Source organism: Streptomyces sp. NPDC059355, assembly GCF_042752335.1.
Classification (GTDB): Bacteria; Actinomycetota; Actinomycetes; order Streptomycetales; family Streptomycetaceae; genus Streptomyces.
On sequence record NZ_JBHYXN010000019.1, the window covers coordinates 1 to 17,119 of the forward strand.

Here is a 17,119-nt window from a genome sequence, read left to right on the forward strand (position 1 = left end):
GGGGCCCGGGCCGGGGGGCCACCCCTTGGGGCGGGGGGGGGGGGGCGGGGGGGCCCGCCCCCGGCCACCCCGCCGCGCCCGGCCCCGGCCCCTCAAGCGCCGGCGGAACGGGACTTCTCCGTTTTCTCGGCCTTCTCAGCCTTCTCAGCCTTTTCGCCCTTTTCGGCCTTCTCCGGCTTTGACGCCGGCTTCGGCTTCGCCGCCTTCGGGAGGTCCGGGGCCACCCACGGTTTGGCCGGCTGCATGTTCTCCGGGCCGCCCGCCGGCGGCTGGCCGATCGAGGCCAGGGCCGCCTTCGCCTGCGGAACGCGGGCCGGCGAGAAGCGCGGGTTCGTCCGCAGCGCCTCCTGCAGATACCGCCGGGCCCCGGCGTCATCGCCCAGGCCCCGCTCGATCATCGCCCGGTGGAACGCGAAGTCCGCACTGCGCATCCCCCGGTCCGTGGACTTCTTCGCGTACTCCAGCGCCGCCGTGTCGTCGCCCGTCTTGTGCAGCGCCCACGCCAGCGCGTCCGCCACCTCCATGCTCTTGTGCCGCGACCACTCCTGCGTCAGCCGCCGCACGGCCGCCGCCGGATCCCCGTGGTCCGCCTCGAACAGGCCCAGGACCACCGCCTCGTTCACCCCCTCCGCCGCGCCCCGCGCAGCGGCCGTACGCAGCATGTCGTACGGGACCTTCGCCTCGTCCGCGCGCCCCAGCGCGTCCAGCAGCTCGCCCAGCTCCAGTGCCAGCCCCGGCACCTGCGACCGGCCCAGCGCCATCCGGTAGTCCCGGACGGCCTCCCCGCCCCGGCCCAGCCCGGCCAGCGCCCTGGCCCGGCCGCCCAGCGCCTGCGCCTGCGCCGGATCGGCGCGCAGCGCGCCCTCGTACTGGCGCAGCGCCTCCGCCGCGTCGCCCCGCTCCCAGGACAGCTCCCCGAGCCGGAACAGGACGTACGCCTTCTCCGCCGGCGCCTTCGCGGCGCCCCCCGCGTGCTCCATCGCCATCGTCGCGTCCTCGCGCCAGCCGCGGTCCCGGTAGACCTGCGAGGCCCGGATGAACGCGGCCAGCCCCGGCCGCAGGTCCAGCAGCCGTTCCATCGACCGCTCGGCGGCCTTGTAGTCGCCCAGGCCCGTGTACGCGTCCACCAGCACCGGGTACGCCGTCCACCGCTTCGGCGCCTGCGCCCGTACGAGCTCGCCCCACTTCTTGCCCGTCCCGAAGTCGCCGCGGGCATTGGCCAGCGTGCCCATGCCCGTCATCGCGTCGAAGTTGCCCTTCTCGGCCGGGCGGATCTCCAGCGACCGCTTCAAGGCCTTCTCGGCCTTCGGGTACCAGGCGGGCTCCGTCGTCCGGCGCGCCTGCTCCAGGTACGCCGCCCCGAGCACCGCCCAGGACGCGTCGTCCTTCTCGTGCCCCGCGACCCACTTCTCCCGGTCCGCGACCAGGGCCGTCAGGTCCACCGCCGCCGCCGGCGCACCCATGCCGACCGCCGACGCGGCCCGCTCGGTGGGCCCCGGCGGGCGGGCGTCGTCGCCCTGGCGGGCCGGCCGGATCAGCAGGGCCCCGGCGATCAGGACCACCGCGACCCCGGCCGCCACGAGCGTCTTGCGGCCGGTGAAGGTCACGGGTGGCGCGGGCTGCTGCGCTTCCTCGTCGACGCGGGCGACGCGGGCGGCGCGAGCAGCACGAGCAGTACGGGCGATACGGGCGATACGGGCGGTACGGGCGGTACGGGTGGCACGGTCCATGGGGTCACTGTGCGTCAATATGAAGAGTTCGCCGAGGTGTCCGAAGCCCGTCGCGGCCGTGTTCACACCGATGGCCCCCGGTGCCACGCTGGGCTCATGGATGTCACGGATGTCATGGCCGATGCCGGGGAAGACGATCTCTCCCTCCGGCTGCACGCGAGCCTCCTGGAAGGGCTCCCGCCCGAGGCTCTCCTCACCGACCCCGAGGTGACCGCCTCCTACGCCACCGACATGGCCACGTTCTGCGCCGCCGGCACCCCCGCGGCCGTGGTCCTGCCCCGCACCGTCGAACAGGTGCAGCACGTGCTGCGCACCGCCACCGCCCTGCGGGTCCCCGTCGTCCCGCAAGGCGCCCGCACCGGCCTGTCGGGCGCGGCCAACGCCTCCGACGGCTGCATCCTGCTCTCCCTCGTCAAGATGGACCGGATCCTGGAGATCAGCACCGTCGACCGCGTCGCCGTCGTCGAACCCGGCGTCGTGAACGCGGTGCTCTCACGGGCCGTCGCCGAACGGGGCCTGTTCTACCCGCCCGACCCCTCCAGCTGGGAGCAGTGCACGATCGGCGGCAACATCGGCACCGCGTCCGGCGGCCTGTGCTGCGTCAAGTACGGGGTCACCGCCGAGTACGTGCTCGGCCTCGACGTGGTCCTCGCCGACGGACGGCTGCTGCGCACGGGCCGGCGTACCGCCAAGGGCGTCGCCGGCTACGACCTCACCCGGCTCTTCGTCGGCTCCGAGGGCAGCCTCGGCGTCGTCGTCCAGGCCGTGCTCGCCCTGCGCCCCGCGCCGCCCCGCCAGCTCGCGCTCGCCGCCGAGTTCCCCTCGGCCGCGGCCGCCTGCGCGGCCGTCTGCGCCGTCATGGAGGCCGGCCTCACGCCCTCGCTGCTGGAGCTGATGGACCGTACGACCGTCCGCGCCGTCAACGCCCTCGGCAAGATGGGTCTGCCCGAGACCACCGAGGCCCTGCTGCTGGCCGCCTTCGACACCCCGCACGCACCCGAGGACCTCGCCGCCGTGGGGGAGCTGTGCCGGGCCGCAGGAGCCGGTGCCGTCGTCCCCGCCGAGGACGAGGCGGAGTCCGAACTGCTCCTCCAGGCCCGCCGGATGTCGCTGACCGCCCTGGACGCCCTGCGCCCGGCCACGATGATCGACGACGTCTGCGTACCGCGCTCGCGGCTCGCCGAGATGCTGGACGGGACGGCCGCCATCGCCCGCGCGTACGACCTGCTCATCGGGGTCTGCGCGCACGCCGGCGACGGCAACACGCACCCGGTGGTCTGCTTCGACCCGGCCGACGCGGACGAGACGCGGCGGGCCCGCGAGTCCTTCGACGAGATCATGGCGCTCGGACTGGCCCTCGGCGGGACCATCACCGGCGAGCACGGGGTCGGGGTCCTCAAGAAGGAGTGGCTCGCGCGCGAACTGGGGCCGGTCGGGATGGAGATGCAGCGCGCGGTCAAGCAGGCCTTCGACCCGCTCGGGCTGCTCAACCCCGGGAAGCTCTTCTGACCGTACGCCGGGTATGGACCGCTGCCGTGCGCAGTGGACGAGGCGGAGGTGACGGATCCGCATGATCACAGGTCCCCGTCCGCCGACTCGTCCGACGGCCAGGGGTCCCGCATCCACAGGTCGTCGGCCGGAGTGGGCGTGAGCAGCTCCGCCAGCGCGGCGTCCAGGCCCAGCCGGTCGGCCTCGGTGCCGGGCGGGACCACGCGCAGCGTGCGCTCCAGCCACGCCGACACGGCGGCGGCCGGGACCTCCAGCAGGGCGTCGCCGTCGGGGGAGGTGAGCGCCATGCAGAGGACGGCCCTGTTGTCGACCTTGGTGGGCCAGATCCGGACGTCTCCGTGGCCGCTCGGGCGGAACACCCCCTCGACCAGCAGCTCGCGGGCGAAGGTCCAGTTGACCGGGGTGCTGGAGCCGGTGTGGAAGGTGATGTGCACGGCGTACGGGTCGTCCGTCAGGTAGACCAGCCGGGCCGGGACGGCGACGCTGCGCTCGGGGGACAGGACCAGCTTGAGTTCCAGCTCGCGTTCGACGACGGGGTGGTGCATGGCGGCCTCGCTTCGGTTCTTCGGTGGTGTCGTGGGGCCGGGTTCGCGCCCCACACCCGGGGAGAGCACCGATGTGCCCGGGTATGACGCGACTTCGTGCACCGGATCGTGGATTGGCCGGATCCTGTCGGGTGACCGAAAACAGCCGTGACGTGCGACGTTCGCTCAAAGGCTTGGATTCTCCCGTTACCGGACCTCTCGGGGCACGGTTCTTGGCTATGGTCCTCCCCTGCACAAGCCTCAAGCCACGATCGGAGTTGGGGACATTGACGGCCTCCCCTGGTGACGGCGAGCACGCGGCCCGCGAGGGCTACTACCCCGATCCGTCCATCCCCGGGTTCGTCCGGTACTGGAACGGCCTGAACTGGGTTCCGGGTACGAGCCGCCCTGCCGCCGCCGCCCCTGCCGCCGCCGCTGCCCCCGCCCGGTCCGACGAGACGGGGCCGGTGTTCCTGGACGAGACCGGCGTGACGGAGGCGCTGCGGGAGCCGGAGCCGGTCGCTCCCGCGGCCCCCGCAGCCCCCGCGGCCCCCGCCGCCTCGTGGCAGGCCGATCCCCTGCACCAGTCCGGCTTCGGCGGGCCCCGCGACGACCGGGTGTCCTGGGGCAGCCCCGCGCAGCCGGAGCCCGACGGGGGCCACGGGCCCGCCGGTTCGGCGCCGGCCGGGGAATCGCAGGGCCGCGGGCCGCGCCCGGAGCCGCTGGAGGCGGCCGAACGCGCGGAGCGCGGGCCGGGGGTGTCCTTCGCCCGTACGCCCTCCGCGACCGCGGAGCGGTTCCCCGCGCAGGCCGCCGTACGGGGCCCCGCCGAGAGCGTGGGCATCCTGTCGGCCCGCTCCCCGGCCGCGGCTCCCGCCGAGCCCGCGTGGCCCTCCGCCGGCGACAGCGCCGCTCCGTCCGGCCTCACCTCGTCCTGGCCGGAAACCCCCCTCCACCGCGAACCGGCGACCCCGTCGGCATGGGACCCGGCCGACCGTGCCGACCGGCCGCAGGCTCCGCCGCGCCGCGACGCCGGGGCCCGCCCCGGGCCGGAGATCCCGGCCGGCTGGGAGCCCTCGGCTGGCCCCGAGACCGAGACGCCGATGTGGCGCGGCCGGTCGGCGCGGTCCCGGCCCGAGGGGCCGGCGGAGCGGGCTTCGCGGGCCGAGACCCCGCTCCGGCGCGGGCCCGTGGCTCCGGAGGACCGGTTCGCGCCGGATGCGTCGCCCGCGCAGGCCCCGGCGGCGCGCGGCTCCGCGCCCGGTCCCCGGTCGGCCGCACCCGCCCCGGCGGCGGGCCGCTCAGGATCCGGCCCGGCATCCGGCGCGGCATCCGGTCCGGTGGCCGGCCGTACGGCGCCCAGGGTGACCGAGCGGGCCGTGTTCGAGCGGATGGCGGAGCGGGCCATCCGGCCCGCCGGGCTCGTGCGCCGGCTCGTGGCCCGCGCGCTGGACACCCTCGTATACGGCGCGGTCGCGGCGGGAACCGCCTGGCCCCTCGCCCCCGCGGCCACCGCCCACCTGGAGGCCAAGGTCGACGCCGCCAAGGGCAGCGGACGTACCACCACGGTGTGGCTGTTCGACGCGACCATCGCCGGATACGCCGGCCTCGTCCTCGGCGCCGTACTGCTCTTCGGGGTGTTCTACGAGGCGCTCCCCACCGCCCGCTGGGGCCGCACCCCCGGCAAGAAGCTCCTCGGGATCCGGGTGCTGGCCGCCGCCACCCTGCGCCCGCCCACGTTCGGCGCGGCCCTGCGCCGCTGGCTGGTGTACGCGTTCCTCGGACTTCCCGGCAGCCTCTGGTGCCTCGGGGACCGGCCCCGCCGCCGGGGCTGGCACGACCGGGCGGCCAGGACGTACGTGGCCCGCTGACGCCCGGCCCGCAGCCCGCCGGGGGAGCCCTTCCCCCGAACGGACGCCGTCCCGTTGCGGGGTTCGCGGAGCCGGGTTCGACTCGGGCCATGAGTACCGATCAGCCGCCGCCGGGCCAGCCGCCCGAGGACGACCCGTTCCTCAAGAAGCCCCAGGAACCGACGCCTCCGTCGGGCGGTTCGCCGTACGACCGGCCCCCGGGCGGCCCGCCGCCGCCCCCGCCGCCGGGCGGCCCGTACGGCGGTGCGGGGGGCGGCGGCGGATACCCGCCCCCGCCGCCGCCCCCGCCGCCCGGAGGCCCGTACGGCGGCAGCGGCGGCTACGGCATGCCCGACCCGCTCGCCGGGATGCCCCCGCTGGCCGACTTCGGCAAGCGGCTCGGCGCCCGCATCATCGACGTGGTCATCGTGCTCATCCCGCTGTTCCTCATCCAGCTGGCCTTCGGCACGAACCGGTACAGGGTCGAGACGAACAAGGGTGAGGACGTCAGCGAGGTCTTCACCAAGTCGTACAGCGGCAGCGGCCTGGCGATGACGCTGATCTCGATCGTGTTCTTCGTCGGGTACGACTGGTGGTTCGCCAAGAAGGACGGCAGGACCCTCGGCAAGAGGGCGCTCGGGCTGCGCGTCGCGATGCTCAACGACGGCAGCGTCCCGCAGTCGGGCGCGGCGCTGGGCCGCGCCGCGATGCTCTGGCTGCCGGCGCTCATCTGCTGCCCGTGCCTGTGGCAGATCGTGCTGATCGTGTCGATCCTCGTGGACAAGCCGTACAAGCAGGGTCTCCACGACAAGGTGGGCAAGACGGTGGTGGTCACCGCATAGCGAGGCGACGCACCGGCGTACGAAGGGGCCGGGGCCCCGTGCGGCAGGCCCGCGTACGGCTCAGTGGTGCACCGGCTGTTCGACGGCGGCCGTCCGGGGCTCAGGCACCCGGGCGGCCGCCGCCGCGTCCGCGGGGACGGGCTCGGGCGCGCTCCGGGGCGGGTTCGCGGGCGTGATTTCGGTAACACCGGGGGAAACCAGGGGGGTACGGGCGGTGGCCCGGGCCGTGCCGGCCGGAGCCGCGTGCCGGCCGCGCCGGCGGGGGCTGGCCGCGGTGAGCGCGACGAGCAGTCCGAGGGCCAGGGCGGCGGTGGCGATGACGGCGATCCCGCGTCCCGTGCTCGTCTGCGAGAGCAGCAGCATGGCGATGGTGGACACGACGACGGTGGCGGACCCGTAGAACAACTGGGCGGCAGTCGGACGCGGCATGGCGGTATCCGTCCTCAAGGCGGGGAGGGGGAGTCTGCTCAACTAGGTCGCGCGTCAAGGGACTCTACGTCGGTGGATTCCCGAGCGGAACCGCCAGTAAGCGTGACCTAACCCACGGTGCCCGGCGCACGGGGGGCGTACGGGATCATTCGGCGTCACACGGCGGGGGTCGGGACGCGGCCTTCGTCCCGTCTGGCAGAGGAACGTCCGTATACCGGAACTGGCTGACCGCATAGTGCAGTTGTAAGGAACAAGTCAAGGTCTGTCTTTTCCTGAGACTCTCCGGTCAAATGTCGTCACTTGAGACGCGCGCCGCGCGGAACCCCCCACTCCAACGGAGATGTTCCGACCTGTGTCGCGGCCGCGGGAGGGGAACGACATCAAGTGACCAGCAATTCCGCTCGCAGACGAGCGCTGCGCGCCGCAGCCGTCGGTGTGACCCTGGCCGCCACCGCGGCTTCCGGCGCCTTCCTCGTCACTGCCCAGGCTTCCGAGGCGCCGTCGACCGCGCCCGCCTCGAACCGGCAGGACCCGACCGCCGCCTCGAAGGAGGCGGTCCAGCACAACCTGAAGGGCCCGTTCAGCGACCAGCAGGCGCAGGCCCGCGAAGCCGCCCTGGACCAGGTCCTGTCCGGCAAGAAGACCGTGGAGCAGCGGGGCGCTTCCAAGGTCGTCAAGCTCGACGACAAGAAGTACGTCGAGCTCGGCCGCGAGAAGACCGACAAGATCTTCACGATCCTCGTCGAGTTCGGCGACCAGGTCGACAACACGACCATGTTCGACCCGGACGGTCCCGACGGCCCCAAGCCGGCGGTCCCGAAGTACGGCGGCACCCCCGGTCCGCTGCGCAACACCATCGCGCAGCCGGACCGCAAGGACAACAACAGCACCGCCTGGCGCAAGGACTTCAGCCGCGACTACTTCCAGGACCTGTACTTCGGTACCGGTAAGGGCAAGGACTCGCTCAAGACCTACTACGAGAAGACCTCCTCGGGTCGCTACTCGGTCGACGGCCAGGTCGCCGACTGGGTCAAGATCCCGAACAACGAGGCCCGTTACGGCTCGAACTACTGCGGCCAGACCAACTGCGCCAACGTGTGGGACACCGTCCGCGACGGTGTCAACGCGTGGGTCGACGGCCAGAAGAAGGCCGGCAAGACCGACGCCGAGATCAAGGCCACGCTGGCGCAGTACGACCAGTGGGACCGCAACGACTTCGACGGCGACGGCAACTTCAACGAGCCCGACGGCTACATCGACCACTTCCAGATCGTCCACGCGGGCGAGGACGAGTCGGCCGGCGGCGGCGTGCAGGGCACCAACGCCCTGTGGGCGCACCGCTGGTACGCCTACGGCACCGACGCGGGCAAGACCGGCCCGGCGAACAACAAGGCCGGCGGCACCCAGATCGGCAGCACCGGCATCTGGGTCGGCGACTACACGATGCAGCCGGAGAACGGCGGCCTCGGCGTCTTCGCGCACGAGTACGGCCACGACCTCGGTCTGCCGGACCTCTACGACACCTCCGGTGGCGGCGAGAACTCGGTCGGTTTCTGGTCCCTGATGTCCGCCGGCTCCTGGCTCGGCGAGGGCAAGGACTCCATAGGCGACATGCCGGGCGACATGACCGCCTGGGACAAGCTCCAGCTGGGCTGGCTGAACTACGACACGGCCAAGGCCGCGACGAAGTCCACCCACAAGCTGGGTGTGTCGGAGTACAACACCAAGGACAAGCAGGCGCTGGTCGTCGAGCTGCCGAAGAAGCAGGTCAAGACCGACATCGTCGCTCCCGCCGAGGGCTCCTCGCAGTGGTGGAGCAACATGGGTGACGACCTCAAGAACACCCTCACCCGCTCGGTCGACCTGACCGGCAAGTCCTCCGCCGCACTGTCCCTCAAGGGCTGGTGGGACATCGAGAAGGACTACGACTACCTCTACACCGAGGTGTCCACCGACGGCGGCGCCACCTGGGCCGTCCTGAACGGCACCGCGGGCGGCAAGGCCATCCCGGCCGACGCCGCGGGCAACGCCGGCCTGACCGACGTCTCGGGCGGCTGGCAGGACCTGAAGTTCCCGCTCGACGCCTACGCCGGCAAGAAGATCGACCTCCGCTTCCGCTACCAGACGGACGGTGGCGCGGGCGGCAAGGGCTTCACCGCCGACGCCCTCGCGATCACCGCGGACGGCCAGACCCTGTTCACCGACGGCGCCGAGAACGGCGACAACGGCTGGACCGCCAAGGGCTTCTCCCGCCAGGGCTCCGGGTTCACCAAGGAGTACCCGCAGTACTACATCGCGGAGAACCGCCGCTACGTCTCGTACGACTCCACCCTCAAGGTGGGCCCGTACAACTTCGGCTGGGCCAACTCCAAGCCGGGCTGGGTCGAGCACTACCCGTACCAGGACGGCCTGCTGATCTGGCTGTGGGACAAGTCCCAGAAGGACAACAACACCAGCCAGCACCCGGGCTCGGGTCTGATCCTCCCGATCGACGCCAACGCCAAGCCGATGAAGTGGGCGGACGGCACCCTGCTGCGCAACAAGATCCAGCCGTACGACGCGACGTTCAGCGCGTACTCGACGGACGCGTTCACCCTGCACAAGAACGGTGAGTCGCTGTTCCTGAAGCCGAAGCCCGCGAACCTCGTCTTCGACGACCACAAGGGCAAGTACTACTACGACGAGAACCCGACCGGTTCGGTGAAGGTCGCTGACACCAACACCAAGATCAAGATCGTGAAGGAGCCGTACGACGGTCTCCAGATGACGGTCGAGGTCGGCCCCGCCGCCAAGTAATTCGGTAAACCTGCAGGTCAAAACATGATCGGCCGTCGCCCCCTAGCGGGCGGCGGCCGATCGCGTTTAGATGCGGGTGCGAGTTTTTCTTATTGACGGGGGAGCTGAAGATCATGCCCGGTGGAGGTTTCGTCAGATTGCCAGGCGGCAGCGTGGTGGTCGCGCTCACGCTGCCGAGGCCCTGCGGCGAGGGCGGAAACGTCCGCGTGCTGGTCCACGCCGCGAACCGGGCCCGCGCCCTGACCAGGCTGCGGAACCTCGGGATGCGGGCGGTGTACCTGCGCGGCAACGCACAGCCGCCGACCCCGGACGAGGTCACGGCCGTCCTGCACCACCCGGACGGCCTGCTGTGGCGCGGCGCCCCGGACCGGGCCCAGGAGCTCTGGCACCCGATCCGGGCCCTGCTGGGGCACTAGGGGCCACGGCCCCGCCAGGCGCCGTGGCCCCCGACGGCCCCCCTACGGGGCCTGGCGGGGGCTCTCGCCGATCAGCTTGACGCCGGCCGAGCGGAGCTCCTCCACCGCCCGGGAGGTCGTGTGAGGGGCCACGGCGGCCGTCAGGTCCAGCAGCACGCGGGTGGCGAAGCCCTCGCGGGCGGCGTCGAGGGCCGTGGCCCGCACGCAGTGGTCGGTGGCGATCCCGACGACGTCGACCTCGGTGACCTCCCGCTCGCGCAGCCACTGCGCGAGCCGGATGCCGTTCTCGTCGGCGCCCTCGAAGCCGCTGTACGCGGCCTCGTACGCGCCCTTGTCGAAGACGGCGGCGACGGCGCCGGAGGCGACGGCGGGGGCGAAGTTCGGGTGGAACCCGACGCCCTCGGTGCCCGCGACGCAGTGGACCGGCCAGGAGTTCTCGTAGTCCGGCTCGGCCGGGGGGTGCGCGAAGTGCGACCCGGGGTCGACGTGGTGGTCGCGGGTCGCGACCACGTGCCGGTAGCCGGCCGTGGCCTGGCCGATCAGCTCGGTGATCGCGGCGGCGACGTCGGCCCCGCCGGTGACCGCGAGGCTGCCGCCTTCGCAGAAGTCGTTCTGTACGTCGACGACGATCAGTGCGCGGTGCATGTCGCGTGTCCTTCGGTTGTCGTGTGTGCCGCTGCGCGGGCTCTTCCCCCGCCCCGCCCCTCCCCGAAACCGGGGGCGGCGCCCCCGGCCCCGGGGGCGCTCCCAGGGCTGTCCGGGGCCCCGCCCAGGGCTACGCGTACTCCGTCGGGATGACGGCCTCGCCCCGCGACAGCTGCGTCGCGGAGAGCGGGAGGCTCGCCAGGGCCTCGCGGTGCCGGTCGCGCGCGGCCTCCAGGGACTCCCGGGCCACCACCTCGCCCGCCTTCACCAGCTGGATCAGGAGCTGGGTGTCCGCGAGCGGCGCCGGGACCGCGCCGGTCCCGACGACCTCCGCCTCCGCCACGCCCTCCGCGTCGGTCCGCCGCGCCGCCCACTTGCGGCCGCCGATCGAGGTCTTCCCGCCCGAGGACTTCTTCGCCACCGGCACCAGCGGCGCCTTCGGGTCCGCCGACGCGGCCCGGGCCACCAGCTTGTAGACCATCGAGCACGTCGGGTGCCCGCTGCCCGTCACGAGCTGCGTGCCGACCCCGTAGGCGTCCACCGGAGCCGCCGCCAGCGAGGCGATCGCGTACTCGTCCAGGTCCGAGGTCACGACGATCCTCGTCCCCGTCGCCCCCAGCTCGTCGAGCTGCTGGCGCACCCGGTGGGCGACCAGCAGCAGGTCGCCGGAGTCGATCCGGACCGCGCCCAGGCCCGTGCCGGCGACCTCGACGGCCGTCCGTACGGCCTCGGCCACGTCGTACGTGTCCACCAGGAGCGTGGTCCCGCTGCCCAGCGAGGCCACCTGGGCCTGGAAGGCGTCCCGCTCGGTGTCGTGCACCAGCGTGAAGGCGTGCGCCGAGGTCCCGACCGTCGGGATCCCGTACCGGAACCCGGCCGCCAGGTCCGAGGTGGAGGTGAAGCCGCCGACGTACGCGGCCCGCGAGGCGGCCACCGCGGCCAGCTCGTGCGTGCGCCGCGCGCCCATCTCGATCAGGGGCCGCCCGCCGGCCGCCGAGGCCATCCGGGAGGCCGCGGCCGCGATCGCCGAGTCGTGGTTCAGGATCGACAGGATCACGGTCTCCAGCAGCACGCACTCGGCGAAACTGCCCTCGACGCGCAGGAGCGGCGAGCCGGGGAAGTAGACCTCGCCCTCCGGGTAGCCCCAGATGTCGCCCGAGAAGCGGTACGAGGCCAGCCAGTCCAGCGTCCGCATGTCGACGACGGCCCGCTCGCGCAGGAACTCCAGGACGGCCGTGTCGAAGCGGAAGTTCTCCACCGCGTCCAGGACGCGGCCGGTGCCCGCCACCACCCCGTAGCGGCGCCCCTCGGGCAGCCGCCGGGTGAATACCTCGAAGACCGACCGGCGGTCGGCGGTGCCGTTCGCCAGGGCGGCCTGCAGCATCGTGAGCTCGTAATGATCCGTGAAGAGCGCTGTCGACGGCACGTCCACCGGCAGGCCCAGGTCCGCAGGGTTCATGTCACGGATGCTAGCGCACATTTCGTCAGAGTGACGAGATCTCGGGACCCGTTTGTGCGACCGGCCGGTCGCAGTGGCAGCATGGGTCAAGTGAGTGTTGCTCCCATTGAGATCGAACGCACCGAGTCGGCCGAAGAGACCTTCGCGGTCCCCGAACCCGACGTCCCCTGGGTGACCCTGGTGCACAACGACCCGGTCAACCTCATGAGCTACGTGACGTACGTGTTCCAGGCGTACTTCGGCTATTCGAAGGACAAGGCGCACAAGCTGATGCTCGACGTCCACCACAAGGGGCGGGCGATCGTGTCCAGCGGCACCCGTGAGGAAATGGAGCGCGACGTGCAGGCCATGCACGGCTACGGCCTGTGGGCGACCCTCTCCCAGGACCGCATCTGATGGCGCGCTCCGCCGGGATGTTCGAAGCCCTGGGGGGCGGCGGCGCCGCCATCACGCTGGACGGGATCGAGATCTCCATCCTGCGCTCGCTGGCCGTCCAGCTGCTGGAGCTCATCGGACCGGGCGCGCCCGAGCCCGACGAGGACGCCGACCCGCTGGCCGTGCTGTTCGCCGAGGGTAACCAGGGGCCCACCGAGCGGCCCTCCGACCCCGCGCTGATCCGGCTCTTCCCCGACGCCTACGGCGGCCCCGGCCCCGAGGACCGGAAGGTGGACCCGGCCGAGCTGGCCGCGCGGTCGGCGGAGTTCCGCCGCTTCACCGAGAACGACCTGCGCACCCGCAAGCGGGAGGATGTGCTGGCCGTCGTACGGAGCCTGGACGGGATCGCTGCCGAAGGCGACGACGAGGCCGCCGTGCTGGAGCTCACCGGGGAACTCCCGCTGCGCTGGCTGGGCACGCTCAACGACCTGCGCCTGACGATCGCCGCACGTCTGGACATCACCGAGGACGACGAGAGCGCGGTGCTCTTCCGGCTGCCGGACGACGATCCGCGCAAGCCGATGGTGATGGCCTACCTGTGGCTCGGCGGCCTTCAGGAGACGCTCATCGAAACACTCTGAGACTTCCGCCGGTGCGAACGCTGTTCGCTCAGCGGACGCTCAAATCCGGATAACGATCAGATCACCGCGATGCGGTGATCTGATGCGTTTCAGGACTGATGTCCCGAATTTTTTGTGCTCCAGATCACTTCTCCGCGCCCCGGCCACCCATAAGCCCGTGATAAATCTTCACGACCGCCGCGGGGCGCCACCCATGTCCCCGGCCCGCTTGAACCGGCTGACCGCCGGGTGCAACTCCATCCGTATCCGGGGGGATCGAGGACCCGATCCGCTGCCTTCGAAGGCGCGGGTCGGCGTGGAGAAAGGCGCACCAAAACATGACCTCTGTGCAGGTCGAGCAGCACGACAAGACGCCCGGCGAGGGCGCCGCGGCCGAGGGTGGCGAGGGATACCACCGCGCACTCGGAGCCCGCCAGATCCAGATGATCGCGATCGGCGGAGCCATCGGCACCGGCCTCTTCCTGGGCGCCGGCAAGGCGATCTCGAAGGCGGGCCCCAGCCTGATCCTGGCCTACGCCATCGCGGGCCTGGTCATCTTCTTCATCATGCGCGCCCTCGGCGAGCTGCTGATGTACCGCCCGGTCTCGGGCTCCTTCTCGGACTACGCCCGGGAGTTCCTCGGCCCCTTCTGGGGGTACGCGACCGGCTGGACGTACTGGCTCTTCTGGGTGGTCACCGGCATCACCGAGGTGACCGCGGCGGCCAAGTACATGTCGTACTGGACCCATGACAGCTTCCCGCAGTGGGCCTACGCGCTGATCTTCACGGTCATCCTCTACACCGCCAACCTGATCTCGGTGAAGCTCTTCGGCGAGCTCGAGTTCTGGTTCTCCATGGTCAAGGTCACCGCCATCGTCGGCATGATCCTGATCTGCGCCGGCATCCTCACCGTCGGCTTCTCCGACGCCGCCGCAACCGCCTCCGTCTCCAACCTCTGGAGCGACCGCGGCTTCTTCCCGAACGGCATCGGCGAGACGCTGATGACGCTCCAGATCGTCATGTTCGCCTTCCTGGCGGTCGAGCTGGTCGGCGTCACCGCCGGCGAGTCCAAGGACCCCGAGAAGACCCTGCCCAAGGCCATCAACACCGTGCCGTGGCGCATCGCCGTCTTCTACGTCGGCGCGCTCATCATGATCATGTCGGTCATCCCGTGGTCCAACTTCAAGGCGGGCGAGAGCCCGTTCGTGCTGGCCTTCGAGAAGATGGGCCTCGGCGTCGGCGCCGCGATCGTCAACTTCGTCGTGCTGACCGCCGCGCTCTCCTCCTGCAACTCGGGCATGTACTCCACCGGCCGCATGCTGCGCGACCTCGCGCTCAACGGCCAGGGCCCGAAGTTCTTCACCAAGCTCACCAGGAGCGGCACCCCGCTCGTGGGCACCACCTTCTCCGCCGCGCTGATGCTGGTGGGCGTCTGGATCAACTACGTCGCCCCGGGCAAGGCCTTCGACTACGTCGTCTCCTTCGCCACCATCTCCGGCATGTGGGCCTGGATCATGATCCTGGTCTGCCAGATCCGCTACCGCGCCAAGGCCGACCGCGGCGAGCTGCCGCAGTCCCCGTTCCGCGCCCCCGGCGCCCCGTGGACCAGCTGGTTCGCCCTGCTGTTCATCGGCATGGTCATCGTGATGATGGGCATCGACAAGGACTCCCGCGTCTCGCTGTACTGCGCGCCGCTGTGGGGCCTGATCCTGGGCGTCTCGTACCTGGTGCTCAAGAAGCGCAACCCGGCCGGGGCCGCGTTCAACAAGGCCGACCGGACTTCGGAGCCGGTCGCCTGACCGATCCTGTCCAGCATCCGGGCCCTCCCGTACCACGCCTCGGTACGGGAGGGCCCGTCTGCTTATCCTGTCGACCATGCTGACCCTCACCCAGGCGCTGTACGACCGGATCGTCGAGCACGCCCGCAAGGACCACCCCGACGAGGCCTGCGGCGTCGTGGCCGGACCGGCCGGCACCGACCGCCCCGAGCGGTTCGTCCCCATGCTCAACGCGGCCCGCTCGCCCACGTTCTACGAGTTCGACTCGAAGGATCTGCTGCGGCTCTACCGCGAGCTCGACGACCGGGACGAGGAGCCCGTGATCGTCTACCACTCGCACACCGCGACCGAGGCCTACCCCTCCCGTACGGACGTCACGTACGCGAACGAGCCCGGCGCCCACTACGTGCTGGTCTCCACGGCGGACACCGACGGCCTCGGCGAGTTCCAGTTCCGCTCGTACCGGATCGTCGAAGGCGTGATCACGGAGGAAGAAGTGCAGGTCGTAGAGGGCTACTGACCACGATGTGAGCGGTTTGCGTCCACGATGCGGGATCACACTCCAAACGGGGGACCGGGAATCGTTAACATGACCGCATGGTTCCCCACGACGTGAGCATCGAGACGCCCGGCAGGCTGCTGCTCGTGGCGCGGCTGCACGTCGATCTGTGCCGTCTCGCCAGCAGCATCTGTCCTGCCGCCTGAGCACCACAGCCCCTCGCGCGGGGGCCCTTGCGCCGCGCGCCGTTTCCGCCCCTCCCGCTTACTTCACCACTGGAGCCTGCCATGGCCATCGAGGTCCGCATCCCCACCATCCTCCGCACCTACACCGACGGCGAGAAGGCCGTCAGCGGTGAGGGCACCACCCTGTCCGAGCTCTTCGCGGACCTGGAGACGCGCCACAAGGGCATTGAGGAGCGCATCGTCGACGGCGGCAAGCTGCGCCGCTTCGTGAACGTCTACCTCAACGACGAGGACGTCCGCTTCCTGGACGGCATCTCCACCGCCCTCAAGGACGGCGACAGCGTCACCATCCTCCCGGCGGTCGCCGGCGGCTCCGTCTGATGCGCTACGACTCCCCGCTGGCCGCGGTCGGCAACACGCCGCTCGTCCGGCTGCCCCGGCTGTCGCCCTCGGACGACGTCCGCATCTGGGCCAAGCTGGAGGACCGGAACCCGACCGGCTCGATCAAGGACCGCCCCGCGCTCCACATGGTCGAACAGGCCGAGAAGGACGGCCGGCTGACCCCCGGCTGCACGATCCTGGAACCGACGTCGGGCAACACCGGCATCTCGCTGGCGATGGCGGCCAAGCTCAAGGGCTACCGGATCGTGTGCGTCATGCCGGAGAACACCTCTCAGGAGCGGCGCGACCTGCTGGCCATGTGGGGAGCCGAGATCATCTCTTCGCCGGCGGCGGGCGGGTCGAACACCGCGGTCCGGGTGGCCAAGGAGCTCGCGGCGGAGCACCCCGACTGGGTGATGCTCTACCAGTACGGGAACCCGGACAACGCGGGCGCCCACTACGCGACGACCGGCCCCGAGATCTTGCGGGACCTCCCCTCGATCACCCACTTCGTGGCGGGCCTGGGCACGACGGGCACCCTGATGGGCGTGGGCCGCTACCTGCGCGAGCACGTGCCGGGCGTACGGATCGTCGCGGCGGAGCCGCGGTACGACGACCTGGTCTACGGCCTGCGCAACCTCGACGAGGGCTTCGTCCCGGAGCTGTACGACGCCTCGGTCCTGACCACCCGCTTCTCGGTGGGCTCGGCGGACGCGGTGACGCGCACCCGTGAACTCCTCCAGCAGGAGGGCATCTTCGCGGGCGTCTCCACCGGCGCCGCCCTGCACGCGGCGATCGGCGTGGGCCGCAAGGCGGTCGCGGCCGGGGAGACGGCGGACATCGTCTTCGTCGTGGCCGACGGCGGCTGGAAGTACCTCTCGACGGGCGTCTACACGGCGAAGACGACGGAAGAGGCGATCGAAACCCTCCAGGGCCAGCTCTGGGCCTAGGGAGTGTCGTCAAAGTGGCGTCGGCCGCCCGACAACGCGGCGAGCGTGCGTGCCAGGCCCCGCCGACCAGGCGGGACTTTGACGAAACCCCTAGCTAGGGGGGAGGGCGAAGGGCGGGGCGGAGGAAGGCG

Annotated in this window: 17 protein-coding genes; 12 read left to right on the forward strand and 5 right to left on the reverse strand. The window is 71.7% G+C overall.

What is annotated here, in order from left to right; genetic code table 11:
• Positions 1-92: 92 nt before the first annotated feature.
• Positions 93-1,730, reverse strand: coding sequence for a hypothetical protein (locus ACFXGI_RS19270; RefSeq protein WP_384707773.1), 1,638 nt, complete (start codon positions 1,728-1,730; stop codon positions 93-95).
• 114 nt (positions 1,731-1,844) lie between these two features.
• Between ACFXGI_RS19270 and ACFXGI_RS19275 the strand changes: the two genes are divergently transcribed.
• Positions 1,845-3,239, forward strand: coding sequence for an FAD-binding oxidoreductase (locus ACFXGI_RS19275; RefSeq protein WP_384708107.1), 1,395 nt, complete (start codon positions 1,845-1,847; stop codon positions 3,237-3,239).
• A gap of 65 nt (positions 3,240-3,304) precedes the next feature.
• Here ACFXGI_RS19275 and ACFXGI_RS19280 read toward each other — a convergent pair whose 3' ends face one another.
• Positions 3,305-3,784, reverse strand: a complete 480-nt coding sequence (locus ACFXGI_RS19280) for an SsgA family sporulation/cell division regulator (RefSeq protein WP_384707776.1) — start codon at positions 3,782-3,784, stop codon at positions 3,305-3,307.
• Between the two features lie 266 nt (positions 3,785-4,050).
• Here ACFXGI_RS19280 and ACFXGI_RS19285 point away from each other — a divergent pair, with 266 nt between their 5' ends.
• A complete protein-coding gene (locus ACFXGI_RS19285) occupies positions 4,051-5,634 on the forward strand; it encodes an RDD family protein (protein ID WP_384707779.1) in 1,584 nt (527 codons plus the stop codon).
• 89 nt (positions 5,635-5,723) lie between these two features.
• Positions 5,724-6,455, forward strand: coding sequence for an RDD family protein (locus ACFXGI_RS19290; protein WP_384707782.1), 732 nt, complete (start codon positions 5,724-5,726; stop codon positions 6,453-6,455).
• 60 nt (positions 6,456-6,515) lie between these two features.
• On the opposite strand, the gene ACFXGI_RS19295 is transcribed toward ACFXGI_RS19290, so the two are convergent.
• Complete coding sequence (locus ACFXGI_RS19295; protein ID WP_384707785.1) at positions 6,516-6,884, reverse strand: hypothetical protein; 369 nt, start codon at positions 6,882-6,884, stop codon at positions 6,516-6,518.
• 384 nt (positions 6,885-7,268) lie between these two features.
• Here ACFXGI_RS19295 and ACFXGI_RS19300 point away from each other — a divergent pair, with 384 nt between their 5' ends.
• Together ACFXGI_RS19300 and ACFXGI_RS19305 are read left to right on the forward strand one after the other, a co-directional pair.
• A complete protein-coding gene (locus tag ACFXGI_RS19300) occupies positions 7,269-9,680 on the forward strand; it encodes an immune inhibitor A domain-containing protein (RefSeq protein WP_384707788.1) in 2,412 nt (803 codons plus the stop codon).
• Between the two features lie 113 nt (positions 9,681-9,793).
• A complete protein-coding gene (locus ACFXGI_RS19305; protein WP_030158646.1) occupies positions 9,794-10,096 on the forward strand; it encodes a hypothetical protein in 303 nt (100 codons plus the stop codon).
• A gap of 42 nt (positions 10,097-10,138) precedes the next feature.
• On the opposite strand, the gene ACFXGI_RS19310 is transcribed toward ACFXGI_RS19305, so the two are convergent.
• Together ACFXGI_RS19310 and ACFXGI_RS19315 are read right to left on the reverse strand one after the other, a co-directional pair.
• Positions 10,139-10,741 carry an isochorismatase family protein gene (locus ACFXGI_RS19310; RefSeq protein WP_384707792.1) on the reverse strand — a complete coding sequence of 201 codons (603 nt, stop codon included), beginning with the start codon at positions 10,739-10,741 and terminating at the stop codon, positions 10,139-10,141.
• Positions 10,742-10,871: 130 nt separating this feature from the next.
• Positions 10,872-12,200: a nicotinate phosphoribosyltransferase gene (locus tag ACFXGI_RS19315; RefSeq protein WP_384707795.1), complete on the reverse strand. Its 1,329-nt coding sequence runs from the start codon at positions 12,198-12,200 to the stop codon at positions 10,872-10,874.
• An 81-nt stretch (positions 12,201-12,281) separates the two neighbouring features.
• Here ACFXGI_RS19315 and clpS point away from each other — a divergent pair, with 81 nt between their 5' ends.
• The 7 genes from clpS (at position 12,282) to ACFXGI_RS19350 (ending at position 16,988) form a co-directional block, all read left to right on the forward strand.
• Positions 12,282-12,596: an ATP-dependent Clp protease adapter ClpS gene (gene clpS, locus ACFXGI_RS19320; protein ID WP_030866534.1), complete on the forward strand. Its 315-nt coding sequence runs from the start codon at positions 12,282-12,284 to the stop codon at positions 12,594-12,596.
• Positions 12,596-13,216, forward strand: a complete 621-nt coding sequence (locus ACFXGI_RS19325) for a DUF2017 domain-containing protein (RefSeq protein WP_384707798.1) — start codon at positions 12,596-12,598, stop codon at positions 13,214-13,216. Before clpS ends, ACFXGI_RS19325 begins: the two co-directional genes overlap by 1 nt.
• Positions 13,217-13,533: 317 nt before the next feature.
• On the forward strand, positions 13,534-14,994 hold the full coding sequence (locus tag ACFXGI_RS19330) for an amino acid permease (RefSeq protein ID WP_384707801.1): 1,461 nt from the start codon (positions 13,534-13,536) through the stop codon (positions 14,992-14,994).
• A 76-nt stretch (positions 14,995-15,070) separates the two neighbouring features.
• Positions 15,071-15,493: a Mov34/MPN/PAD-1 family protein gene (locus ACFXGI_RS19335; protein WP_030866528.1), complete on the forward strand. Its 423-nt coding sequence runs from the start codon at positions 15,071-15,073 to the stop codon at positions 15,491-15,493.
• A 77-nt stretch (positions 15,494-15,570) separates the two neighbouring features.
• Entirely contained in the window at positions 15,571-15,678 is a 108-nt protein-coding gene (locus tag ACFXGI_RS19340; RefSeq protein WP_324603773.1) for a putative leader peptide, read from the forward strand.
• Positions 15,679-15,759: 81 nt separating this feature from the next.
• Positions 15,760-16,038: a MoaD/ThiS family protein gene (locus tag ACFXGI_RS19345; RefSeq protein ID WP_030866524.1), complete on the forward strand. Its 279-nt coding sequence runs from the start codon at positions 15,760-15,762 to the stop codon at positions 16,036-16,038.
• Positions 16,038-16,988: a PLP-dependent cysteine synthase family protein gene (locus ACFXGI_RS19350; RefSeq protein ID WP_384707805.1), complete on the forward strand. Its 951-nt coding sequence runs from the start codon at positions 16,038-16,040 to the stop codon at positions 16,986-16,988. The genes ACFXGI_RS19345 and ACFXGI_RS19350 overlap by 1 nt, the downstream gene beginning before the upstream one ends.
• Positions 16,989-17,119 lie beyond the last annotated feature (131 nt).